We start from the raw sequence: 20,744 nt of genomic DNA on the forward strand, positions 1-20,744 counted from the left end.
ACACTGCTTGCTACTCTGCAGTAAAAGGGCTGCGTCCCGGACGCAAGATGCAACTGACAGTTCTCCCCGCCTCAAATCACAACAAAATTTTGCCTCTGAGGGAAGTCACACCATGAAGCGTTCAGGGCGCTGGGCCGTGGGCCTGGTCGTTATTGGCCTGCTGGCCGTCTCTGGCTGGCGCGTTGCCGTCAATCAACAGCACAAAAAACAGGCGCTTCAGACCAGCGCGGCTCCGCAGGAGCTGCCGATTCAGATCGCCGCTCAAGAAGTGCTGAGGGTGCAGCCCCGCCAGCTTGCACTGACCGTGCCCATCAACGGCGCTGTGCAGGCGGTGAATTCTGCGGTGGTGAAGGCCTATGTGGCTGGCGAGCTGCGCGGGTTGACCGTGCGTGAGGGCGATAGCGTCAAAAAAGGACAGCAACTGGCCCGTATTGATGCCACCGAGGCCGAGGCCCGCCTGCGCCAGGCGCAGCAGCAGGCCGATGCCTCCAGAGCACAACTGTCCATTGCCCAGCGCAACCATGACAACAACGTGGCACTGGTGCAAAAAGGCTTTATTTCCACTACGGCGCTGGTGACGTCTCAGGCCAATCTGGATTCGGCCCGCGCCAATCTGGCTGCGGCTCAGGCCGCTGCAGATGCAGCCCGCAAGGCGGTGACCGATGCCGTCATCACCAGCCCCATGAACGGCCAGATTGCCCAGCGTTTTGTGCAAAATGGCGAACGTGTAGGCATTGAAGCCCGCATTGTGGAGGTGGTGGATACCGAGCAGCTGGAAATCATGGCCCAACTGGCCCCGGCCGATTCCATACAGGTACAGGTCGGCCAGAGCGCCGAGCTGCAAGTGCCCGGCGCTGCGCAGGACATGGCACCCATCAGCGCACAGATTGTGCGCATCAGCCCCAGTGCCCAGACCGGCTCGCGCACCGTGGCGGTGTACCTAAAAGTGTCAAGCACGGCTAATAAAAACGATAGCAGCTTGCGCCCTTCCCCATTGCCCCCGCCCCAATTACGCCCGGGCCTGTTTTTGCAAGGCCACATCATCACCGGCAATGCCAGCCAGCTGGCCGTGCCTTTGAACGCTGTGCGCACCGACCAACCCTTGCCCTATGTGCAGGTGCTGCAAAGCGGCAAATCAGCAGTGACGGTGGCATCGCAGGCAACTCATACCGAGCTGCGCGTGGTTCACAAAACCGTAGAGCTGGGCCGCCGTACCTCCTTTGAAGGCGCGACCTGGGTACAAGTGCTCCAAGGCTTGAATGCGGACGAGCAGATTCTGGCCGGCACAGCAGGCGGCCTGCGTGAAGGCACGCTGGTGGAGGTGCAGACGGCTAAGTCCGATGCCGCCCCCGCTGCCGAAACCACCGCTCCAAAAGCCGAAGGTATGTAAATGTGGTTCACGCGTATCAGCCTGAAGAACCCGGTGCTGGCCACCATGCTCATGCTGGCCTTTGTGGTGCTGGGCGTGTTCTCTTACCAGCGGCTCAAGGTTGACCAGTTCCCCAATATTGAGTTTCCGGTGGTCGTGGTGACAGTGGCCTACCCCGGTGCCTCGCCCGAGATTGTGGAGAGCGAAGTCACCAAAAAAATTGAGGAAAGCGTCAACTCGGTTGCCGGTATCAACACCCTCACCTCGCGCAGTTACGAGGGCACCAGCGTCGTCATCATCGAATTTCAGCTGCATATCGATGGCCGCCGCGCGGCCGATGATGTGCGCGAGAAAGTGGCGGCCGTGCGCCCCACGCTGCGCGATGAGGTGAAAGAGCCCCGCGTCATTCGCTTTGACCCGGCCAGCACCGCCGTATGGTCACTGGCCGTGCTGCCAGCCCCCCATGCGCTGAATGGCGCAACTGCGCCGGGCGGCCAGAGCGTGACGCCGCCCGATGCCATTGCCCTGACCAGCTGGGCCGATCAGGTGCTGAAAAAGCGCCTTGAAAACGTGCGCGGCGTGGGCGCGGTGAACATGGTGGGTGCCACCCAGCGCGAGATCAACATCTATCTGGACCCGCAGGCGCTGGAGGCCTACTCCATCACGCCCGATCAGGTCGCGCAGGCCGTGCGGGCCGAAAATCAAGACCTGCCCGTGGGCGCTATCCGCTCCAAAACGCAGGAGCGCGTGGTGCAGATCGACGCCCGCATACAGCGGCCTGAGGATTTTGCCCGCATCATCGTCGCCCAGCGTAACGGCGCGCCGATTCGCGTAGGGCAGCTGGCACGCGTGCAAGACGATGCGCAAGAGCTGCAGACGCTGGCGCTTTACAACGGCAGCCGTACCTTGCTGATGTCTGTGCAAAAAGCGCAAGACGAAAACACCATTGAAGTGGTGGATGGCCTGAACGCTGCCATCAAGGCCATGGGCCCCGAGCTGCCGCCCGGTGTGCGCCTGCAGGCCATTGCCGATAACTCCCGCGCCATTCGCGTGGGGGTGGACAACGTGCGCCAGACGCTGATTGAGGGCGCAGGGCTCACGGTGCTGATCGTGTTTCTGTTCCTGAATTCGTGGCGCTCGACCGTGATTACGGGGCTGACGCTGCCAATTGCGCTGATCGGCACATTCTTGTTCATGTACTGGTTTGGCTTTTCCATCAACATGGTCACGCTGATGGCGCTGTCGCTGTGCGTGGGCCTGCTGATTGACGACGCCATCGTGGTGAGAGAGAACATCGTGCGCCATGTGCAGATGGGCAAAAGCGCCTATCAGGCCGCGCTTGAGGGCACGCAGGAGATTGGCCTGGCCGTGCTGGCAACCACGCTGTCCATCGTGGCCGTGTTTTTACCCATCGGCTTCATGGGCGGCATCATTGGCCAGTTCTTCCACGAGTTCGGCATCACCATCGTGGCAGCCGTGCTGATCTCCATGTTTGTGAGTTTTACGCTGGACCCCATGCTCTCCAGCGTCTGGCATGACCCAGCCATTCACGCCCATGGTGAGCATGGCAAAAAAGGCCTGTACGACAAAACACTGGGCCGGGTGACCGCATGGGTGGAGCGCAGCAGCGACAAACTCTCGGACTTTTACCAGTCCATACTGCGCTGGGCGCTGCGCCGCAAGCTTCTCACGTTGTTTCTGGCACTACTTATTTTCATAGCAAGCATCGCGCTTGTACCCTTGCTGGGCACCGAATTTGTGCCCAAGGCCGACTTCTCTGAAACACAGGTCAGCTTCAATACGCCCGAAGGCTCGTCGATTGAAGCTACCGAAGCAAAGGCCAAGCAAGTCAACGACGTGCTGCGCGCCCTGCCCGAGGTGCGCTACACGCTGACCAGCATCAACACGGGCAATGCCAACGGCAAGAACTACGCCAGCATTTATGTGCGCCTCGTAGACCGCAACCAGCGCAGTCGCAGCGTGGATGAACTCTCGGCCCAGTTGCGCACGCAACTGCAGGCGATTGCGGGCATCAAGGTCACCCATGTGGGTCTGCGCGAATCCGTGGGTGGGCAAAAGCAGGTGGAGTTCTCGCTCATGGGGCCTGATCTGGATGAGCTGGCCCGCCTGAACCGCATCGTGCAAGAGCGTATTCAGAGCATTCCGGGTCTGGTCGATCTGGACTCCAGCCTCAAGCCCAACAAGCCCATGGTCAACATCGAGGTTCACCGCGATCAGGCGGCGGATCTGGGCCTATCGATCGGCAGCATGGCCGGTGCCCTGCGAACCTGGGTGGCAGGCCAGACCGTGGGCAACTGGCGCGCCAGCGATGACCAGACCTATGACGTCAACGTGCGTCTGACGCCCGAGGCCCGCACCACGCCGCAAGACCTGGAGCGCCTGCCCTTTGCCCTGTCCGCCAGCGATGGCAGCACACGCATCGTGCGCCTCAATCAGGTCGCCAGCGTGGTGGACAGCACCGGCCCCAGCCAGATCAACCGCCGTAATCTGAACCGCGAAGTCGCCATCAACGCCAACGTCTACCAGCGCAGCACGGGCGAGGTCAGTGCCGATATCAAAAAGGCGCTGGCCACCGTGCCCATGCCGCCCGGCTACAGCTACCAGTTCAGCGGCGCGGCCAAGAACATGGAGGAATCCTTCGGCTACGCCATCTCGGCGCTGGTCCTGGCCATCATCTTCATCTACATGATTCTGGCCAGCCAGTTCAAGAGCTTTCTCCAGCCTCTGGCGCTGATGACCTCGCTGCCGCTGACGCTGATTGGCGTGGTGCTGGCTTTGATGATGTTTGGCTCGGCCCTGTCCATGTTCTCCATCATTGGCGTTGTCATGCTCATGGGCCTAGTCACCAAAAACGCCATTTTGCTGGTGGACTTTGCCATTCGCGCCCGCGAGCCACACCTTGACCAGGCCACAGGCCAGACCATGCCCGGCCTGCCTCGCAGCGAAGCCCTTCTGCTGGCCGCACAGGTGCGCCTGCGCCCTATTCTGATGACCACGCTGGCCATGATCTTTGGCATGGTGCCGCTGGCCTTTGCCGTGACCGAAGGCTCTGAGCAGCGCGCGCCCATGGGGCAGGCCGTGATTGGCGGGGTCATTACCTCATCGCTGCTGACGCTGGTGGTGGTGCCGGTTGTGTACTGCTATCTGGACGATTTTTCGCAGTGGCTGCGCCGTAAATGGTCTGGCACCCCCTCAAAAACCGATGAGCCGCCGCACGAAGCCTCTGAGGCTCGTAGAATCGATGGTTTGTCTTGATAAGTCTTTCCCCGGAGATACCATGGCCCTGCCAATGAATGCCCAAGTGAACCCGAGCGACGTGCACGCGCAGGCTCGTTTCAACATGATCGAACAGCAAGTACGCCCCTGGAACGTCCTGGACGAGGCTGTGCTGGAGTTGATGGGCAAGATCCACCGCGAAGACTTTGTGCCGCCCGAGTACGCCAATCTGGCCTATATGGACATCGAAGTGCCTCTCAAGAGCATTGCCGAAGAGTGCGCCGCCAAGGGCTGGCACATGCTGGCGCCCAAGATCGAGGCCCGCATGCTGCAGGACGTCAAGATCCAGCCTACGGATCGCGTGCTTGAAATCGGCACCGGCTCTGGCTACATGGCCGCCTTGATGGCCGCTCAGGCCAAGGAAGTCGTAACGCTCGAAATCGACCCCGAGCTGGCTGAAATGGCCCGCGAAAACCTGCTGAGTGCTGGCGTCAAGAACGTGGAAGTCAAGCTGGCTGACGGTGCCACCAACTCTCTGGCACAAGGCACGTTTGACGTCATCATGCTCAGCGGCTCGGTCGCTCAGGTGCCCGAAGCCCTCTTCGCCCAGCTCAACGCCGGTGGCCGCATTGCCGCCATCGTGGGTCACATGCCCGTGATGCGCTTCACGCTGGTGACCAAGAACGGCGACAACTACGAAGTCAAACAGCCCTGGGATACCGCTGCATCGCGCCTGGTCAGCTTTGAAGAGCCTTCGCGCTTTTCGTTCTAAAACGCGCATGGCGTTCGCCCTTCCCGATCTCTTTCGGGCAGGGCCTGTATTCAGATCAAGGCTGAGCGCCACAGAAAGCGCTCAGCCAGCAGGAGTTTTTGTATGTTGACTCAGGTTTTGCCCGCACAGTTTCAGCAATGGCTGGCTACTCATGCCGAAAACGGCGTCAAGCCCGTGGTGCTGGATGTTCGCGAGCCCTGGGAAATTTCTCTGTCCAGCATCCAGCCCGGCGTGGGCTTTGAGCTGGTGTGCATTCCCATGCACGAAATTCCCGGCCGCCTGCAGGAGCTGAACCCCGACCACCCCATCGCCTGCCTTTGCCATCACGGCGCACGCAGCATGAGCGTGGCCGCTTTTCTGGTCAACAACGGCTTCGATGATGTCTACAACATCACCGGCGGCATTGATGCCTGGTCGCGCAGCGCCGACCCCAGCGTTCCCCGCTATTGATGCCGTGAGCTGAGCGCCCCCGGCCCTCAGCTCCAGCCCTGTTGAGTTCCGTTTTTTGATAGAGACCGTCCAACCCTGACATCTATGACCAAGCTGCTCCGGCCCCTGCAAGCCCCCTCCGCCCACGCTCTGCGTGCTATTTCTTTGGGAGTTTTGCTGGCATGGATCAGCGCACAGGCTCAGGCGCAGACTCTGTCAGAGCTGGTGATGCAAGCCCGGGGCTATGACGCATCATGGCAAGCCCAGCAAGCCGATGCCCGCGCAGCGGCAAGCCGTGCCGATCAGGCCTTGTCTGGCCTCTTGCCCAGCGTGGGACTTTCTACGGGCGTGAACCGCACGCATACCGAGATCAACCTGCCGCAGGTCAACACCAGCGTTAACAACTCGGTGCAGAACCTGCAGCTCAGCGCTCAACAGCCGCTGTACCGCCCGGCCAACAAGATCACTTATGAGCAGGGCCAGCGCGGCGTGGATGCAGCTCAGGCCCAGATCGACAGCGCTTCGCAAAACCTGATCGTGCGCGTGGCGCAGGCCTACTTCGACGTACTGGCCGCGCAAGACAATGTGCAAGTGGCCCAGTCGCAAAAGCAGGCCATCAACACCCAGCTGGAAATGGCCAAGCGCAATTTCGAGGTCGGTACCGCCACCATCACCGATTCGCGTGAAGCGCAGGCACGTTTTGATCTGGTCACGGCGCAGGAGATCGCCGCACAGAATGATCTCCAGGTCAAGCACGTCGCACTTGACCAACTGGTGGGCCGCGCTGGCACCATCCCCACCCGCCTTGCCGCGCCACTGACTTTGCCAAAAGTCACGCCAGACAATATGCAAAGCTGGGTCGATACCGCATTGGCCAGCCAACCTCAGCTGCGCCAGGCACAGCTGGCACTGGACATTGCCCAGCTCGATACGAAAAAAGCCGAAACCGGCCACAAGCCCACCGTCGACCTGCAGGCCGGCTATGCCGTCAATCGCTACCCCAATGGCTATATGACCCCCAGCCTGCCCGCTGGCACGCGCACCAACTCCGCCCAGATTGGCGTGGTGATGAACATGCCGCTGTTTGCAGGCTTTGCCGTACAAAACCGCATCAAGGAAACCCTGGCGCTGGAAGACAAGGCCCGCGCCCAGCTCGATGATGCGCGCCGCAATGTGGAGCAAGGCACGCGCACGGCCTTCCTTGGTGTGCAATCAGGTCAGGCACAGGTCAAGGCGCTGGAAGCAGCTCTGGCCTCCAGCCAGAGCGCGCTCGAAGCCAACCGCATGGGCTATGACGTAGGCGTGCGCATCAATATCGACGTGCTCAACGCCCAGAGTCAGGTCTATCAGACCGAGCGCGATCTAGCCACGGCCCGCTATCAGGTGCTGCTGGGTCAGTTGAAGCTGCGGCAGGCTGCAGGCGTGCTGACGGACGATGACCTGCGCATGATTGATGCGTTGACGCGAGTGCCTGATCTTGCTCCCGCAGCCGCAAAACCCGTGGCTGCAAAACCTGTAGCTGCAGCGGCACCTCAGCCCCAAGCAAAAGTCATCGCTAAAACTGCCAAGCGCTAAATCGTTTGAGCGTTCCATACAAACAAGGGTTTGAAGTCATATCAACCTCAAGCCCTTGCCAAATATGCGCCAACAGCTCCTTATTCAGGAGCTTTCATCAGTTCGATAACAGCCCGTGCCGTAGCCCCAGCAGCACCGCGATTGCCTTGCATCATTTGCTTGCCGCTTTGCCTAGCGGCATTCAGGCGCTCAGGGTTACTGACCAAGGCCATCGCCTCGCTCAAAGCGCTGTTCATATTGGCCACACGCAATGCAGCGCCTGCCTTCACCGCCTCTTCAGATGCCTGACTGAAGTTAAAGGTATGCGGCCCCAGAAGCACCGGGCAACCGCAGGCCAGCGCCTCAATCAGGTTTTGTCCGCCCAGCGGCGCAAAGCTGCCGCCCATGAGCGCGGCCGATGACAGACCATAGTACAGCGCCATCTCGCCCAGCGAATCACCAAGCCAGATAGCGCCATCGGGCAAAGGCGGAAGTTCTTGCCACTGACTGCGGCGTGACACGGCAAAGCCCTTATCGCTCAGCAACTGCGCGACCTCATCAAAGCGTTGCGGATGGCGCGGCACTATTAGCCATTGCACAGCCCCCGCCTTATCGGCCAGCGACTTGAGCGCATCCAAGAACAGGGCTTCTTCACCCTCACGGCTGCTGGCAAACAGCAACACGGGCTTTGGCAGCGCCGCACGCCATTGCGCGGCATGGGCCATTTGCAAGGCATCGGGCTGTACATCAAATTTGAGATTACCCAGCACCGCGCTTACATGCGCCCCGACATTACGCAAGCGCCGCGCGTCGCCTTCGGTCTGCGCCCAGACTGCGGCTAGCGCGCCGTAAGCAGCGCGTGAGAGGGACTTCAACTTCAAGGCCCCAGCCTCAGACTTTGCATTAAGCCGCGCATTGGCCAGAGCCAGGGGAATGCCTGCATTGGCGCAACCCGCAATGAGGTTGGGCCAGATTTCGGTTTCCATCAGCACGCCGACAGCGGGCCTGAACTGCTCAATAAAACGGCTCGTGGCGCCCAAGGTATCCCAAGGCAGCCACACCTGCACATCGCCCTCGCGCAGCAGCTTTTGGCCTTCGGCACGCCCTGTGGCCGTGCTCTGGGTCAGCAGCAGACGCATATCCGGCATTTGCTCACGCAAGGCTTTGACCAAAATCCCTGCAGCCCGCGCTTCGCCCAGAGAAACAGCATGAATCCACACCCAAAGACCACGGCCATCTTGCCCCAGTGTCGGGGGCTGATAGTGGCCAAAGCGCTCAGGCATGGCTTCGGCATAGCCGGGCTCCGCCAGCGAACGGCGGTGCAGCTTGCGCCGCAGCAAAGGCTGGGCAGCCCAGGCCAGTGCGCTGAACAGCGCACGGGCAAGTGTCATCGGAGCCGGTTGAGACATGTTTTTGGGTGCAGCTGACTCAATCAGTGAGCAGCGCTACCCACTTGCGCATCGGGCTTGACGCGCTTGAGCAAGGCCAGCATCTTCGCTTCAATGCGGTGCAGCGCTTCTTGCGTCTGGCCTTCAAAACGCAGCACCAGCACGGGCGTGGTGTTGCTGGCGCGAATCAGGCCAAAGCCGTCGGCCCAGTCCACACGCAAGCCATCAATGGTGCTGACCTGTGCGGGGGCTGCAAATTCCGTAGCAGCCAGAGCCTGCAACTCGGACGCCAGACGGTGTGGTTCACCTTCGGCACAGGCGACGTTCAGCTCGGGGGTTGAGAAGCTGGTGGGCAGCGCGTTCAGCAAGGCGCTGGGGTCGGTTTCGCGGCTGACAATTTCCAGCAGGCGGCTGCCGGCGTAGGTGCCGTCGTCAAAACCGTACCAGCGCTCTTTGAAGAAGATATGACCGCTCATCTCGCCACCCAGTGGCGCGCCCAGCTCTTTCATGCGCGCCTTGACCAACGAGTGGCCGGTCTTGAACATGACGGGTTTGCCGCCAGCGGCTTCAATCTCAGGGGCCAGACGCTGGGTGCACTTGACGTCAAACACGATGGAGCCGCCGGGAACGCGCGAGAGCACGTCTTTGGCAAACAGCATCATCTGGCGGTCAGGGTAAATGTTCTGGCCGTCCTTGGTCACAATGCCCAGACGGTCACCGTCGCCGTCAAAGGCCAGACCCAGCTCAGCATCCGTGGTCTGCAAGGCCTTGATCACATCGCGCAGGTTCTCGGGCTTGCTGGGGTCGGGGTGATGATTGGGGAAGTTGCCATCCACCTCAGAGAACAGCTCAACCACCTCGCAGCCCAGCTGACGGAAGATTTCGGGGGCCGAAGCGCCAGCAACGCCGTTGCCACAGTCCACCACGATCTTCATGGGGCGGGCCAACTTCACATCGCCCACAATGCGCGCTGTGTAGTCAGCCAGCACATTGGCCTGAGTGATCTGGCCTGCGCCGGTAATCGTCCAGTCCTCAGCCTCCATGCGCACGCGCAGCGCCTGAATTTCGTCGCCGTAGATCGCGCGGCCACCCAGAACCATCTTGAAGCCGTTGTAATCCTTGGGGTTGTGGCTGCCCGTCACCTGAATGCCGCTGGTGCACAAGGTAGCTGCTGCGTAGTACAGCATGGGGGTAGTGGCCAGACCAATATCGATCACGTTCACGCCCACATCGGTCAGGCCTTGCATCAGGGCTCCCGACAGCGATGGGCCAGACAAACGACCATCGCGGCCCACGGCCACGGTTTTTTCACCCGCGACCAGCGCTGCCATGCCGAACGCACGACCAATGCCGCGCGCGACTTCTTCAGTCAACGTGGACGGCACGATGCCGCGAATGTCATAAGCCTTGAAGATGGAAGATGCAACTTGCACGATAGGACTTTCTTGAAGTTTTCTAGTTCCATAGCGCCCAGCACAAGTCTGTGCGGCGTAACCCGTCGATTTTAGGCCGCAAACAACAAGGCCCGAGCGTGACGGCATCGGGCCATGTTGTTAAAAGGTCCCTTCTGAATCGCCTCGCGTCTTCCCCGTAAAAGGACTGCGACCCTTGCTGGCCGCCCCTTTCTTTAGCGCTTCAGCAGACCGCAGAAGTTACAGACGTTGCTGTACCTGTGCCAGAACCGCTGGGTCTTCCATCGTGCTCAGATCGCCGGGATCACGCCCCTCCGCCACAGCCTGAAGGGCACGGCGCAGCAGTTTGCCGCTGCGGGTCTTGGGCAGCGCCGTCACAAAAATCACGCGCGATGGGCGGGCTACCGCGCCCAGTCGCGAATCGACCAGCTTCATCACATCGGCTTCCATCGCCTTGCTGCTTGCCTCATCAGCCACCACGCTGGCATCACGCAATACGCAAAAGGCCAGAGCAGCCTGCCCTTTGAGGGTATCGGCCACGCCCACCACCGCCACCTCCGCAATCTGGGGGTGGGCAGAAATGCTTTCCTCAATTTCACGCGTGCCCAGTCGGTGGCCGGCCACATTGATCACATCGTCGGTTCGACCCAGGATGAAGTAGTAACCCTCTTCATCGCGAATACCCCAGTCAAAGGTGTTGTAGATCTGGCGGCCCGGAATGCTGCTCCAGTAGGTGCTGACAAAACGTTTGTCATCGCGCCAGACGGTTTGCATGCAGCCGGGCGGCAGCGGGCCTTCAATTGCGAGCACGCCCTTCTGATTCGCGCCCGTCAATTCCTCGCCCGTTGCATCGTCAATCAGCTTGACGTTGTAGCCATAGACCGCCTTGCCAGGGCTTCCAAAGCGCGTAGCTTGCTTCTCCACGCCGTTGCACAGCGTCATGATGGGCCAGCCAGTTTCGGTCTGCCAGTAGTTGTCGATGATGGGCTTTTTGATGGCGTCGCTGATCCACGCAGCTGTGGGCTCATCCAGCGGCTCGCCCGCCAACCACAAAGCTTTCAAGCTAGAGATGTCATAGCGCGTCAGATATTCGGCGTCATGCTTTTTCAGCACCCGGATTGCCGTGGGCGCCGAGAACATGTGGGTGACTCTGTACTTCTCAACAATGCTCCACCAGATGCCTGCGTCCGGGCGAATCGGCAGCCCCTCATATAGAACCGTCGCCATGCCCGCAATCAGTGGCGCATAAATGATGTAGCTGTGACCCACCACCCAGCCAATATCGCTGGTGCAGAAAAAGGTCTGACCCGCTTGCCCATCAAAAATACTGGGCATGCTGGACGCCAGCGCCACGGTGTAGCCCCCTGTATCGCGCTGCACGCCCTTGGGCTTGCCGGTGGTGCCGCTGGTGTAGAGCGTGTAGCTGGGGTGAGTCGATTCGACCCAGACACAATCGACCTTGGCATTCAGGTGCTGCGCACGCAGGCTGGCCCAGTCATGGTCACGCCCAGCCTGAATGGGCATATCAGCCAAGCCCCGGTTGACCATCAGCACGCCCGCAGGCTGGTGCGTGGATTGTTTGAGCGCTTCGTCCAGCAGCGGCTTATAAGCCACCACACGGCCACCGCGCGAGCCGGCATCGGCACTGATGATGACCTTGGGCTCTGCATCATCAATACGCGAAGCCAGCGCCCCCGAAGCAAAGCCGCCAAACACCACAGAATGGATAGCCCCCAGACGTACGCAGGCCAGCATCGCAAAGCAGGCCTCGGCAATCATGGGCATGTAAATCTGTACGCGGTCGCCTTTTTGCACGCCCAGCGCTTGCAGGGCTGCGGCCATGCGGTTGACCTCGGCGTGCAACTCGCCGTAGCTATAAACTTTTTCGGTATTTGTCTCGGTAGAAATTGCAATCAGCGCGTTCTGGTCGGCGCGTGCGGCCAGATGGCGGTCGATGGCATTGTGGCAAAGGTTTGTCGTGCCACCCACAAACCATTTGGCAAACGGCGGATTGCTGTAGTCGCAAATCTGCTGCGGCTTTTGCTGCCATTCGATCAGCTCAGCCTGCTCAGCCCAGAACTGGTCTCTGTCCTCAATGGAGCGACGGTAGAAATCTTCGAAACGCTTACTCATGAATAGGTCTCCTTGGCTTTCCATCAATTGCAGAAAGCCTTCTGAATTCATAATTATTCATAACGCGCTTGCCTAAGACTGACAACCCATGACAAGCGCTACCCATCTCCATTGAACGTCTATCGCCGTGAAACCGCCAGACGGTATTTCCTTTATTGCTGCCTCATCCCATCCGGCAACTCTCGGCGACGCTAAGACAACCCTTGTTACATCGTTGTTTCACAGTACCTTCCACCCAGAAACGACAAAGCGCCCTGAAGGCGCTTTGTTATTTTGATAGCTGAAGCCGCTTATTTGACAAGGGCCAGCATGTCCTTGAAGGCCGGGTCTTCACAGGTACGCAGCCACTCAAACAGCACCATCTCCGTCGTCACCAGCTCAGCACCGGCACCGGCCAGGCGGTCAAACGCGGCATCGCGGTTGCGCTCGGTGCGCGAGCTGCTGGCATCGGTCACCACCCAGACGTCGAACTCTTCTTCCAGCAACTCCAGCGCCGTCTGCAGCAGGCAGACATGGGTTTCGCAGCCAGCAATCACCACCATATTGCGCTCAGGCGCTTGCTCCTGCGGCTTTTGCAAATGCTTGGGCAGGCTGCGTGCATTGCCGCCCTGTGGCTTTGCGGGGGACGCAGCCATTCACCCAGGCCTTCAGCCACAGCGCTGAAGTACATCTTCTCAAGAGTCTTCTTGCACAGCGACTTGAGTTCCGCATCATTGGCACCCAGACGCGAAGGGTTCTGCTCTGTGCCCCAGACCGGCACATCCAGCAACTCGGCCATCTTGGCCAGCTTGACAGCGTTGGACAACACTTGCTGACCTTCATGGATGACGGGCATGAGCTTGTCCTGGTAGTCCACCAGAACCAGTTGCGACTCGGAAGCTTCTAACAACATGGCAAATCTTTCTCAAAATAATTGACTGCCGCACGGCAAGGCGCATGGGCACAGGCTGCGGCAGCGTGGAGCAGAGGGCTGGCACTTTCAGCACACCCGCCATCTGCCAGCAATGAATGCCGCTATTGTCGCCGCAAGCCGCTGCCAAGGCGCTGAAACAGGCATTGCAGTGAAGATTTCAAGGCGCACCGCGAATTCATCAACGCCCAGTCCGCACTGACCAGAACAGGGGAAAATACGTAGCCCTTTTCGCTACAAATTTAAGAGCGAACTACGCAATAAGCTTATGCATAAAGTTCATTTACTGAGGGATCTCAAAAACCAGGCCAGAAACTTGGATTTAAAGCGCCTATTCTGCAAATGAACGTGTTACCCTCAGCCCCCATGTCCAGATGGCTTATTGCACTTCTATTTGTCGGCGTTACCTCCGCACATGCTGCGCCCAGTGAACAGCGTGACGACGACATGACCCAGTTGCTAGTCAACCGGGGTCTTATCACCCAGTTACGTGAAGCTCGCCACACCGTGGCCGAGAAGACGACTGACTTCGTGCGTGAAGCACGCCAGAACGTGGCCGAAAAAACCTCCGATTTGGTGGTGACGGCCATGGGCTTCCTTGGCGTGCCTTACCGCCTTGGCGGCACCAGCGCTGAAACCGGCTTCGATTGCAGCGGCTTTGTTCGCGCAATCTACTCCCAGACCATGGGCAAGATGCTACCGCGCGTTTCTGCTGAACAGGCCAACGCCACTCAGCAGATTGACCGCAGCGACCTCAAGCCCGGTGACTTGGTGTTCTTCAACACCATGCGCCGCACTTTCAGCCATGTCGGCATTTATGTCGGTGATGGCAAATTCATCCACGCGCCGCGAACCGGTGCCAGCGTGCGTGTGGAAAGCATGCAGACCTCTTACTGGGCACGCCGCTTTGATGGTGCCCGCCGGGTTGAAGGTGCTGACGCATCGGCCACCACGGCTGCGGCATACAGCGCAATGTCGCCCATTCAGCCCTGATTGCTTAGCTCTGATTCTTCAGCGCTATCTACAAAACGCCTGCTCATGCAGGCGTTTTTACTTTGTAACGCCTCTTATGCACACAGGCCTTGCGCCAAAAATTTGTGAAAGAATCAATCCCGCGTAGACATTCAATGTGATCCGACAAAATCGCTGTGCGCAACTGCGTAGAGTGATTTCTTATTGACTCAATCTAAAGGAATCAAGCATGGAGATTATCGGCACCATCATCGTAGGTCTTATCGTTGGTCTGATTGCTCGGGCCATTAAGCCTGGCAATGACAGCATGGGCTGGATCATGACCATTTTGCTGGGTATCGTGGGCTCGTTTGTAGCCACTTATCTGGGCTCGGCTCTGGGCTGGTACAAGGCTGGCGAAGCCGCTGGCTGGATTGCCTCGGTCATTGGCGCAGTGATTCTTTTGTTTATTTATGGCATGGTGCGCAGCAAGGCCCAATAATCGCGTTGAAAAATCCAAGGGGCTGACAAGCCCCTTTTTTCATTTCCATCATTTCTTTATCGATCATGTGGAAAAAAGACCCAAGCTTCAGAAATCTGTCTGCAACAAAAACGGCACGCAAGGATGTAGCACTGGCCGCAGACCGTGCGCGCAAATTGCTGAGAAAACGCGCTCTCATCAGCGCTGCGGCCAGCAGCCTGCCTGTGCCCGGACTGGACTGGGCCACAGATGCAGCCCTGCTCTCGCGCCTCTACCCTCGCATCAATGCAGAGTTTGGCCTGACACCTGAACAACTGGACCAGCTCACACCCGGCAAGCGCGAGCAGGTGCAAAAAGCGATTGCCATGGTTGGCTCCGTACTGATCGGAAAGCTCATTACCCGCGACATGGTGCTGCGCCTGACCAAGGTAATTGGCATGAGACTGAGCACTAAGCAAGCCGCCAAATATGTACCACTAATAGGTCAGCTCGCTGCAGCTTCCATTGGATATGCCACGCTGCGCTATCTGGGCGAGCGGCATATTCAGGACTGCATACGCGTGGTGGAGCAGGCTGAGCTGGATATACCCGAGCGCTGGCTGGATACCAAAAACCTGCTGCAGCGCAATAGCGACCTGGTTCGCAGCTGGCAGCAAAATGACAGAGGCCCCTGGAAACGCCAGTCCAGGGATTAAGCGTTTCCTGCTGTCTGTACCCGACAATATCTCCATGAACAACAGCAGCCCCACACCTCGCAGCCCGCGTTACTGGCTCATGAAAAACGAGCCTGACGAATACTCGATTGATCACGCTCTGGCCGCGCCCGCACAGACCATTGCCTGGAACGGCGTGCGTAACTATCAGGCCCGCAATTTCATGCGCGACGATATGCAGGTGGGCGATGGCGTGCTGTACTGGCATTCGAGCTGCGCCGAGCCTGGCATCTATGGCATCGCCCGCATTGCGGGAAATCTGCGCGTGGATCCTTCGCAGTTTGACCCCACAGACCCGTATTACGACCCCAAGTCCTCGCAGGACAAGCCGCGCTGGCTAATGCTGGATGTGCAAGCCCTGCGCAAAACCCGCCCTTTGCTGATTGCCGAGCTGCGCGAGCACCCTGAACTGGCCGAGATGCGCGTGCTGCAAAAAGGCAACCGCCTGTCCATCACACCCGTGAGCGACGCCGAATGGCAGTGCATTCTCAGCTTGCTTGAGGGTCGCTAGCCCATAACAGCTTACCGAGCCTCATTTAAGCTCTTCAATTCATAGCAGATAGCGCTTATCCCGCCTTAACTTAAAGGCAATTTCACTGCATATTTACGTCCTACAAATCAAAGGCCGATAATTTTGCGTTTTTCGCGCGGGCGGTACTCGCAGAGTCTGGCCCGGCGCGAAAGCCAAGAACGGCGCCCCGCTTCGGGGTGCGCCAAACCATAGACAACAATGTGATCGCCGCCTTTGTGCAGCGCTCATGCGCAGGCCGGGGTGGAATCAGCCCGGCACTCTTGTTCTTGAGAAGGAAGACTGCCTTGACTGATCGCCCGCCCGCTGCGGCCCCGGCCTCATCCCATCCCCGTCTGCAAAAGACCCTGCTGCTCTGGCATGTGGTCATCATCGGTCTGGCCTATATCCAGCCCATGACGCTGCTGGACACCTTCGGCATGGTTTCGCGCGATTCTCTGCAGCATGTGCCCGCCTCTTACTTTGTGGCCCTGCTGGCGGTGCTGCTCACCTCACTGAGCTACGGCCATATGATCCGGCGCTACCCGTCCTCGGGCTCGGCCTATACCTATGCGCAAAAGGCCATTCACCCCAACGTGGGCTTCATGGTGGGCTGGTCATCGCTGCTGGACTATCTGCTCTCGCCCATGGTCAATATCTTGCTGGCCAAGATCTACCTGACGGCCATCTTCCCGGAGGTCAACCACTGGTTCTGGATTGTCGGCCTCACAGTCGTGATGGTGCTGGTCAACTTGCGCGGGATTCGCTTTGTGGCCAATTTCAACGGGCTGATCGTCTTCTTTCAGCTGCTCATCATCGCCATCTTCACCTTCATGGTCTGGCGCGATCTGTATGCCGGTCATAACGCACTGGGGGCGATTGCCGAGCATGGCGGCAACAGCTTGTGGAACCTGTCGCCGTTTTGGTCAGCCCAGGCCGAGGTGGGCGCACTGATTACCGGTGCCACGATTCTGTGCTTTTCCTTCACCGGCTTTGACTCGCTGAGTTCGCTGGCCGAGGAAACGCACGACACCGAAAACACGCTGCCCAAGGCCATCTTTTTGACTGCTCTGATCTCGGGCCTGATCTTTATTGCCGCCACCTACTTTCTGCAACTGTACTTTCCGGGCGACCCCAAGCAATACTTTGAAGCCGTGGATGAGACCCAGCCCGAAATCCTCTTTCTGGTGGGTGGTGCGCTGTTCAAGTCGGTGGTGCTGGCCTTTGCCATCATCACCGTCATGGCTTCGGGCATTGCAGCCCACGCTGGTGTCTCGCGCCTGATGTATGTGATGGGGCGTGATGGCGTGATTCACAAGCGCTTTTTCGGCCACATCAGCCCCAAATCCTTCACGCCTTCCTACAACATTGTGCTGGTCGGTGCGGTAGCGCTGACCGCAGGCTTTCTGAGTCTGGAATATGTGGTCGCGCTCATCAGCTTTGGCGCGCTCACAGCCTTCAGCTTTGTGAACCTGTCCGTGCTGGCCGAATATGTCTGGCGCCAGCAGCGCTGGCACACTTTTGGAGATGTGCTGCGCTACATCGTCACGCCTGTGCTGGGCTTTATGAGCGTGGGTGCCATGTGGCTCAAGGTAGAGATGACGTCGCTAACCTCAGGCCTGATCTGGGCAGCCATAGGCATCGCCTATCTGGCCATCATCACCAGCGGCTTTAGCCAGACCGCGCCACAGTACGACGACAAGACGAACTAAGGTGCCCGGCGCTGGTGCTTTCCGAGCAGCATGGCCTTTCTCCCACAAGCCTGCACAGGACTGCCGCTTTACTATTCTTTGATCAACGTTTCACCGCAGCAGCCATGACAGCCGCTGGATGGAGGAGTCAGAGATTGAACTGGAGCACCCCTTTCACGCTAGCTTGGCGACGCGCCAGGGCCACATTGCCGTCACGAGCCAGACTGGCGCTGCGCGATGCCATTGCCGCTGCGCTGGCCTGCATGCTGGCCTGGGTCATTGCTCAGCAGCTTTGGGGCCACCCCAAGCCCGCGTTTGCCGTGGTCACCGCCGTGATCTGCCTCGCGCCCGGCCTGCCCAGCCATCTCAAGCAGGCGCGCAGCCTGCTCATAGGCTGCACACTGGGCATTGTGATCGGCGATCTGCTGTGGCAACTGCCCGAGCAACATTTGCTGCTGCGCATGAGCCTGGGTGCTTTTCTCTCCATTTTGCTGGGCGCCATCGTCGGCCCCGCACCCGTGGTGCCCATTCAGGCCGGGGTTTCGGTGATTCTGGTGCTGGTACTCGGCCCCAGCATGGCGGGCAGTTCGCGCTTGCTGGATGTCCTAGTCGGCGCAGCCGTAGGCCTGATCTTCAGTCAGGTACTGTTGAGCTCCAATCCCATCAAGGACATGGGGCTGGCCGCGTCCATCTTTCTCAAGCAACTAGCCAATGGACTGGAGCTGATCCTCAACGCCTGCCAGCAGCAAAAAGCCGATGCGGCGGAGACCGCGCTCGGTCAGCTGTCCCTGGCTCACGAATCGCTGGCCGCCTTGCGTGCGGCCGTGGGTCAGGCCCATTCATCACGCCGCTGGACGCTGCGCGGTCGGCTCAATGCCCAGCGGCTGGCCTTTGTCACGCGTCGCTATGACCGCCATGCGGTGCGCGTTTATGCCACAGCATTGCTGCTGGCCGAAAGCCTGAACCGTGCCACCTCCCATATGCAGGTGCCACCGCCCCCAGTACTGACCCAATATTGCCGCTGGCTAAGCAACGCCTGTCTCGATCTGGCCAACCAGCCCACGGTGGTTGCGCTCAAGGCCGATGATCCGCTGGCCACCATGGACGCATGCCCAGTGCCGCCGACCAGCACCGAAGCCTTGCCTCCCGAATGGCTGCTGGTGCATGAAAACGCGCAGCAGCTGGAAAGTGCGCTGCGCGCCTTGATTGGCTCGCGCGATGCCTGATCAGATATAAAACATCTTCAAGCGCTTGATGGACATGCGCCAGTCGCTCAAAAATCGGGATTTTCAGGTGTTTTCAGCAGCGCGCTTGTAGACACTGCGCCCCTCCTTGATGGTCTCCATCACCTGCAAGGACGCAAGTTGGTGCGGCGCAACGGTCAGCGGGTTGTCTGAAAGAATCACCAGGTCGGCCAGCTTGCCAACCTCGATGGAGCCCTTGCGGTCATCTTCAAAGTGCTGATAGGCCGACCAGATGGTCTGAGCCTTGAGTGCCACCCAGGGGGAAACTCGGTGCTCTGGCCCCAGCACCTTGCCCGTGCGCGTGGTGCGGTTGACCGTGGCATCGAGCACGCGCATGGATGAGGGTAACGCCACGGGCGCATCGTGGTGAGAGGTGAACACCATGCCCTCCTCCAGCACCCAGCCCGTGGGCGAGATGTTCTGAGCGCGCGGATTGCCCAGCACCGAATCGCGGTGCCAGTCGCCCCAGTAAAAGGTGTGCATGGGAAATAGCGAGGGGAAGATGCCCAGCTCCTTGAGCTGAGGAATCTGATCGCGGCGCAGCGTCTGCCCATGAATCAGCACCGGGCGCACGGCTCGTGCTTTTTCGACCGGGCCGCTGGCCCGGACTGCAGCAATGAACTGGTCGATGGCTGCATCGCCGTTGCCATGCACCAGAATCTGCCAGCCATTGTTTATGGCCTTGGCTACCTGCTCGTTGGCCTTGGCGTCGCTAATCGCGCCATAGCCTCGATAGCCTTGCTTCTGCCCGTCTGGCGGCACCAGATAAGGCTCAGTCAGCCAGGCGGTCTTGCCCTGGGGCGAGCCATCGAGCGTGAGCTTGACGCCGCCGATGCGAAAACGATTGGTATAGCTGCGGCTGAAGTTCAGCTTGTTCATGAGCGCGCTGTCGCCCAGCTGCAGGATATCGGGGTAAGACACCACATCGATGACCAGACGGCGCGACTCGGCAGCGGCCATGGCTGTGGCGATGGAGCCCGCGTCTGAGCGCCCATCCTGCGCCGTGGTGTAGCCAAACTCCAGGTAGAGTTTCTGGGCTTTTTCCAGCCAGTCCATGGACTGCTCCAGGGTGAGCTTGGGCATGATCTTGCCCAGCGTATGGAAGAAAGCGTTTTCCTCCAACACGCCATTGGGCTGCTGGCTGCCCGCACGGCGGCGAATCACTCCGCCTTCAGGGTTGGGCGTGCCCGCCCCAATGCCAGCGCGGGCCAGAGCCGCCGAATTGAGCGCGCCAAAGTGCCCCGACTGGTGAATCAGGGCAATCGGCAGATCGCGCGATACCGCATCCAGATCGTCTCTTGTGGGATGGCGTCTTTCCTTCAGCTGAGAGTCGTCATAACCAAAGCCCAGCACGATGCCCAGTTGTTTGACCTCGGGCGAAACCTTGATGTATTCGCGCAGCGTCTGCTGCAAGTCGGCGATGGACGCATTGCCGGCATCAGGGGGCGGCAGCAGATTGGCAGCAATCGCCTGCAGCCCCACACCGCCGATATGGCTGTGCGGATCTACGAACCCGGGAAGCAGCGTGCGCCCCTGTAAATCCACCATGCGCGTGGCCGGGCCGCGCATCGCCTCCAACTCTTGCAAAGGACCGGCGGCTGTGATCAGCCCAGCCGTGACGGCCACTGCCTCCACTTGAGGCTGGGCGTCATTCATGGTGAGAATCGGGCCGCCAAAGTAAATGGCATCCGCAGGCTTTACCGCAGCAGATTTGCGCGAAGCACAGGCCGTGAGCCAGGTTGTTGATGACAATGCCGTCAGCGAAGCTGCGGTGGCGAGAAACTGGCGCTTTTGCATGATGAACCTCCAGAAGACTGCAGCGTAACCTCTGCCGCAGCAGAAATCATGCGCACCTGTCTTGAAATATCCTTTGAGACAACGCAAAAAACCCCATCAAATCAGTCTCTATCTCTTTCTAATCAAGCGCTAGCAGCTACTAAATACAGAGCACC

General features: G+C 59.5%; 15 protein-coding genes and 1 pseudogene. 11 read left to right on the forward strand and 5 right to left on the reverse strand.

All coding sequences use genetic code 11. The annotated features are described in order from the left end of the window. Positions 1-112 precede the first annotated feature (112 nt). The 5 genes from CLU84_RS09510 to CLU84_RS09530 all read left to right on the forward strand — a co-directional run bounded on the left by CLU84_RS09510 (position 113) and on the right by CLU84_RS09530 (position 7,382). Positions 113-1,390, forward strand: a complete 1,278-nt coding sequence (locus tag CLU84_RS09510) for an efflux RND transporter periplasmic adaptor subunit (RefSeq protein WP_099736958.1) — start codon at positions 113-115, stop codon at positions 1,388-1,390. After that, positions 1,391-4,645 (forward strand): efflux RND transporter permease subunit, encoded by a 3,255-nt coding sequence (locus CLU84_RS09515; protein ID WP_099736959.1) that lies wholly within the window; start codon positions 1,391-1,393, stop codon positions 4,643-4,645. Positions 4,646-4,667: 22 nt separating this feature from the next. Beyond that, the gene (locus tag CLU84_RS09520; RefSeq protein ID WP_099736960.1) at positions 4,668-5,378 is read left to right on the forward strand and encodes a protein-L-isoaspartate O-methyltransferase; all 711 of its coding nucleotides are present in this window, start codon (positions 4,668-4,670) and stop codon (positions 5,376-5,378) included. A 102-nt stretch (positions 5,379-5,480) separates the two neighbouring features. Next, entirely contained in the window at positions 5,481-5,828 is a 348-nt protein-coding gene (locus CLU84_RS09525; protein ID WP_099736961.1) for a rhodanese-like domain-containing protein, read from the forward strand. An 84-nt stretch (positions 5,829-5,912) separates the two neighbouring features. After that, positions 5,913-7,382 carry a TolC family outer membrane protein gene (locus CLU84_RS09530; RefSeq protein ID WP_099736962.1) on the forward strand — a complete coding sequence of 490 codons (1,470 nt, stop codon included), beginning with the start codon at positions 5,913-5,915 and terminating at the stop codon, positions 7,380-7,382. An 80-nt stretch (positions 7,383-7,462) separates the two neighbouring features. Here the strand turns inward: CLU84_RS09530 and CLU84_RS09535 are convergent, their stop codons facing one another. The 4 genes and pseudogenes from CLU84_RS09535 to CLU84_RS09550 all read right to left on the reverse strand — a co-directional run bounded on the left by CLU84_RS09535 (position 7,463) and on the right by CLU84_RS09550 (position 13,186). After that, positions 7,463-8,770, reverse strand: a complete 1,308-nt coding sequence (locus tag CLU84_RS09535; RefSeq protein WP_099736963.1) for a 3-deoxy-D-manno-octulosonic acid transferase — start codon at positions 8,768-8,770, stop codon at positions 7,463-7,465. Positions 8,771-8,793: 23 nt separating this feature from the next. Further along, positions 8,794-10,182: a phosphomannomutase/phosphoglucomutase gene (locus CLU84_RS09540; RefSeq protein WP_099736964.1), complete on the reverse strand. Its 1,389-nt coding sequence runs from the start codon at positions 10,180-10,182 to the stop codon at positions 8,794-8,796. Positions 10,183-10,401: 219 nt separating this feature from the next. Beyond that, positions 10,402-12,294, reverse strand: coding sequence for a propionate--CoA ligase (locus CLU84_RS09545; protein WP_099737960.1), 1,893 nt, complete (start codon positions 12,292-12,294; stop codon positions 10,402-10,404). A 290-nt stretch (positions 12,295-12,584) separates the two neighbouring features. After that, positions 12,585-13,186 (reverse strand): annotated as a pseudogene (locus tag CLU84_RS09550) (isochorismatase family protein). Between the two features lie 384 nt (positions 13,187-13,570). On the opposite strand from CLU84_RS09550, the gene CLU84_RS09555 reads away from it, so the two are divergent. From CLU84_RS09555 to CLU84_RS09580, 6 genes are all read left to right on the forward strand, one after another. Further along, the gene (locus tag CLU84_RS09555) at positions 13,571-14,197 is read left to right on the forward strand and encodes a C40 family peptidase (RefSeq protein WP_099736965.1); all 627 of its coding nucleotides are present in this window, start codon (positions 13,571-13,573) and stop codon (positions 14,195-14,197) included. Between the two features lie 208 nt (positions 14,198-14,405). Beyond that, positions 14,406-14,657 (forward strand): GlsB/YeaQ/YmgE family stress response membrane protein, encoded by a 252-nt coding sequence (locus CLU84_RS09560; protein WP_099736966.1) that lies wholly within the window; start codon positions 14,406-14,408, stop codon positions 14,655-14,657. Between the two features lie 65 nt (positions 14,658-14,722). Next, positions 14,723-15,331 carry a hypothetical protein gene (locus CLU84_RS09565; RefSeq protein WP_099736967.1) on the forward strand — a complete coding sequence of 203 codons (609 nt, stop codon included), beginning with the start codon at positions 14,723-14,725 and terminating at the stop codon, positions 15,329-15,331. 34 nt (positions 15,332-15,365) lie between these two features. Further along, positions 15,366-15,860, forward strand: coding sequence for an EVE domain-containing protein (locus tag CLU84_RS09570; RefSeq protein ID WP_099736968.1), 495 nt, complete (start codon positions 15,366-15,368; stop codon positions 15,858-15,860). A gap of 305 nt (positions 15,861-16,165) precedes the next feature. Then, positions 16,166-17,569, forward strand: a complete 1,404-nt coding sequence (locus tag CLU84_RS09575; RefSeq protein ID WP_233209990.1) for an APC family permease — start codon at positions 16,166-16,168, stop codon at positions 17,567-17,569. A gap of 134 nt (positions 17,570-17,703) precedes the next feature. After that, the gene (locus CLU84_RS09580) at positions 17,704-18,774 is read left to right on the forward strand and encodes an aromatic acid exporter family protein (protein ID WP_233209991.1); all 1,071 of its coding nucleotides are present in this window, start codon (positions 17,704-17,706) and stop codon (positions 18,772-18,774) included. Between the two features lie 63 nt (positions 18,775-18,837). On the opposite strand, the gene CLU84_RS09585 is transcribed toward CLU84_RS09580, so the two are convergent. Further along, complete coding sequence (locus CLU84_RS09585; RefSeq protein WP_099736970.1) at positions 18,838-20,589, reverse strand: amidohydrolase; 1,752 nt, start codon at positions 20,587-20,589, stop codon at positions 18,838-18,840. Positions 20,590-20,744: the final 155 nt, after the last annotated feature.

This window comes from Comamonas sp. 26, assembly GCF_002754475.1.
Classification (GTDB): Bacteria; Pseudomonadota; Gammaproteobacteria; order Burkholderiales; family Burkholderiaceae_C; genus Comamonas.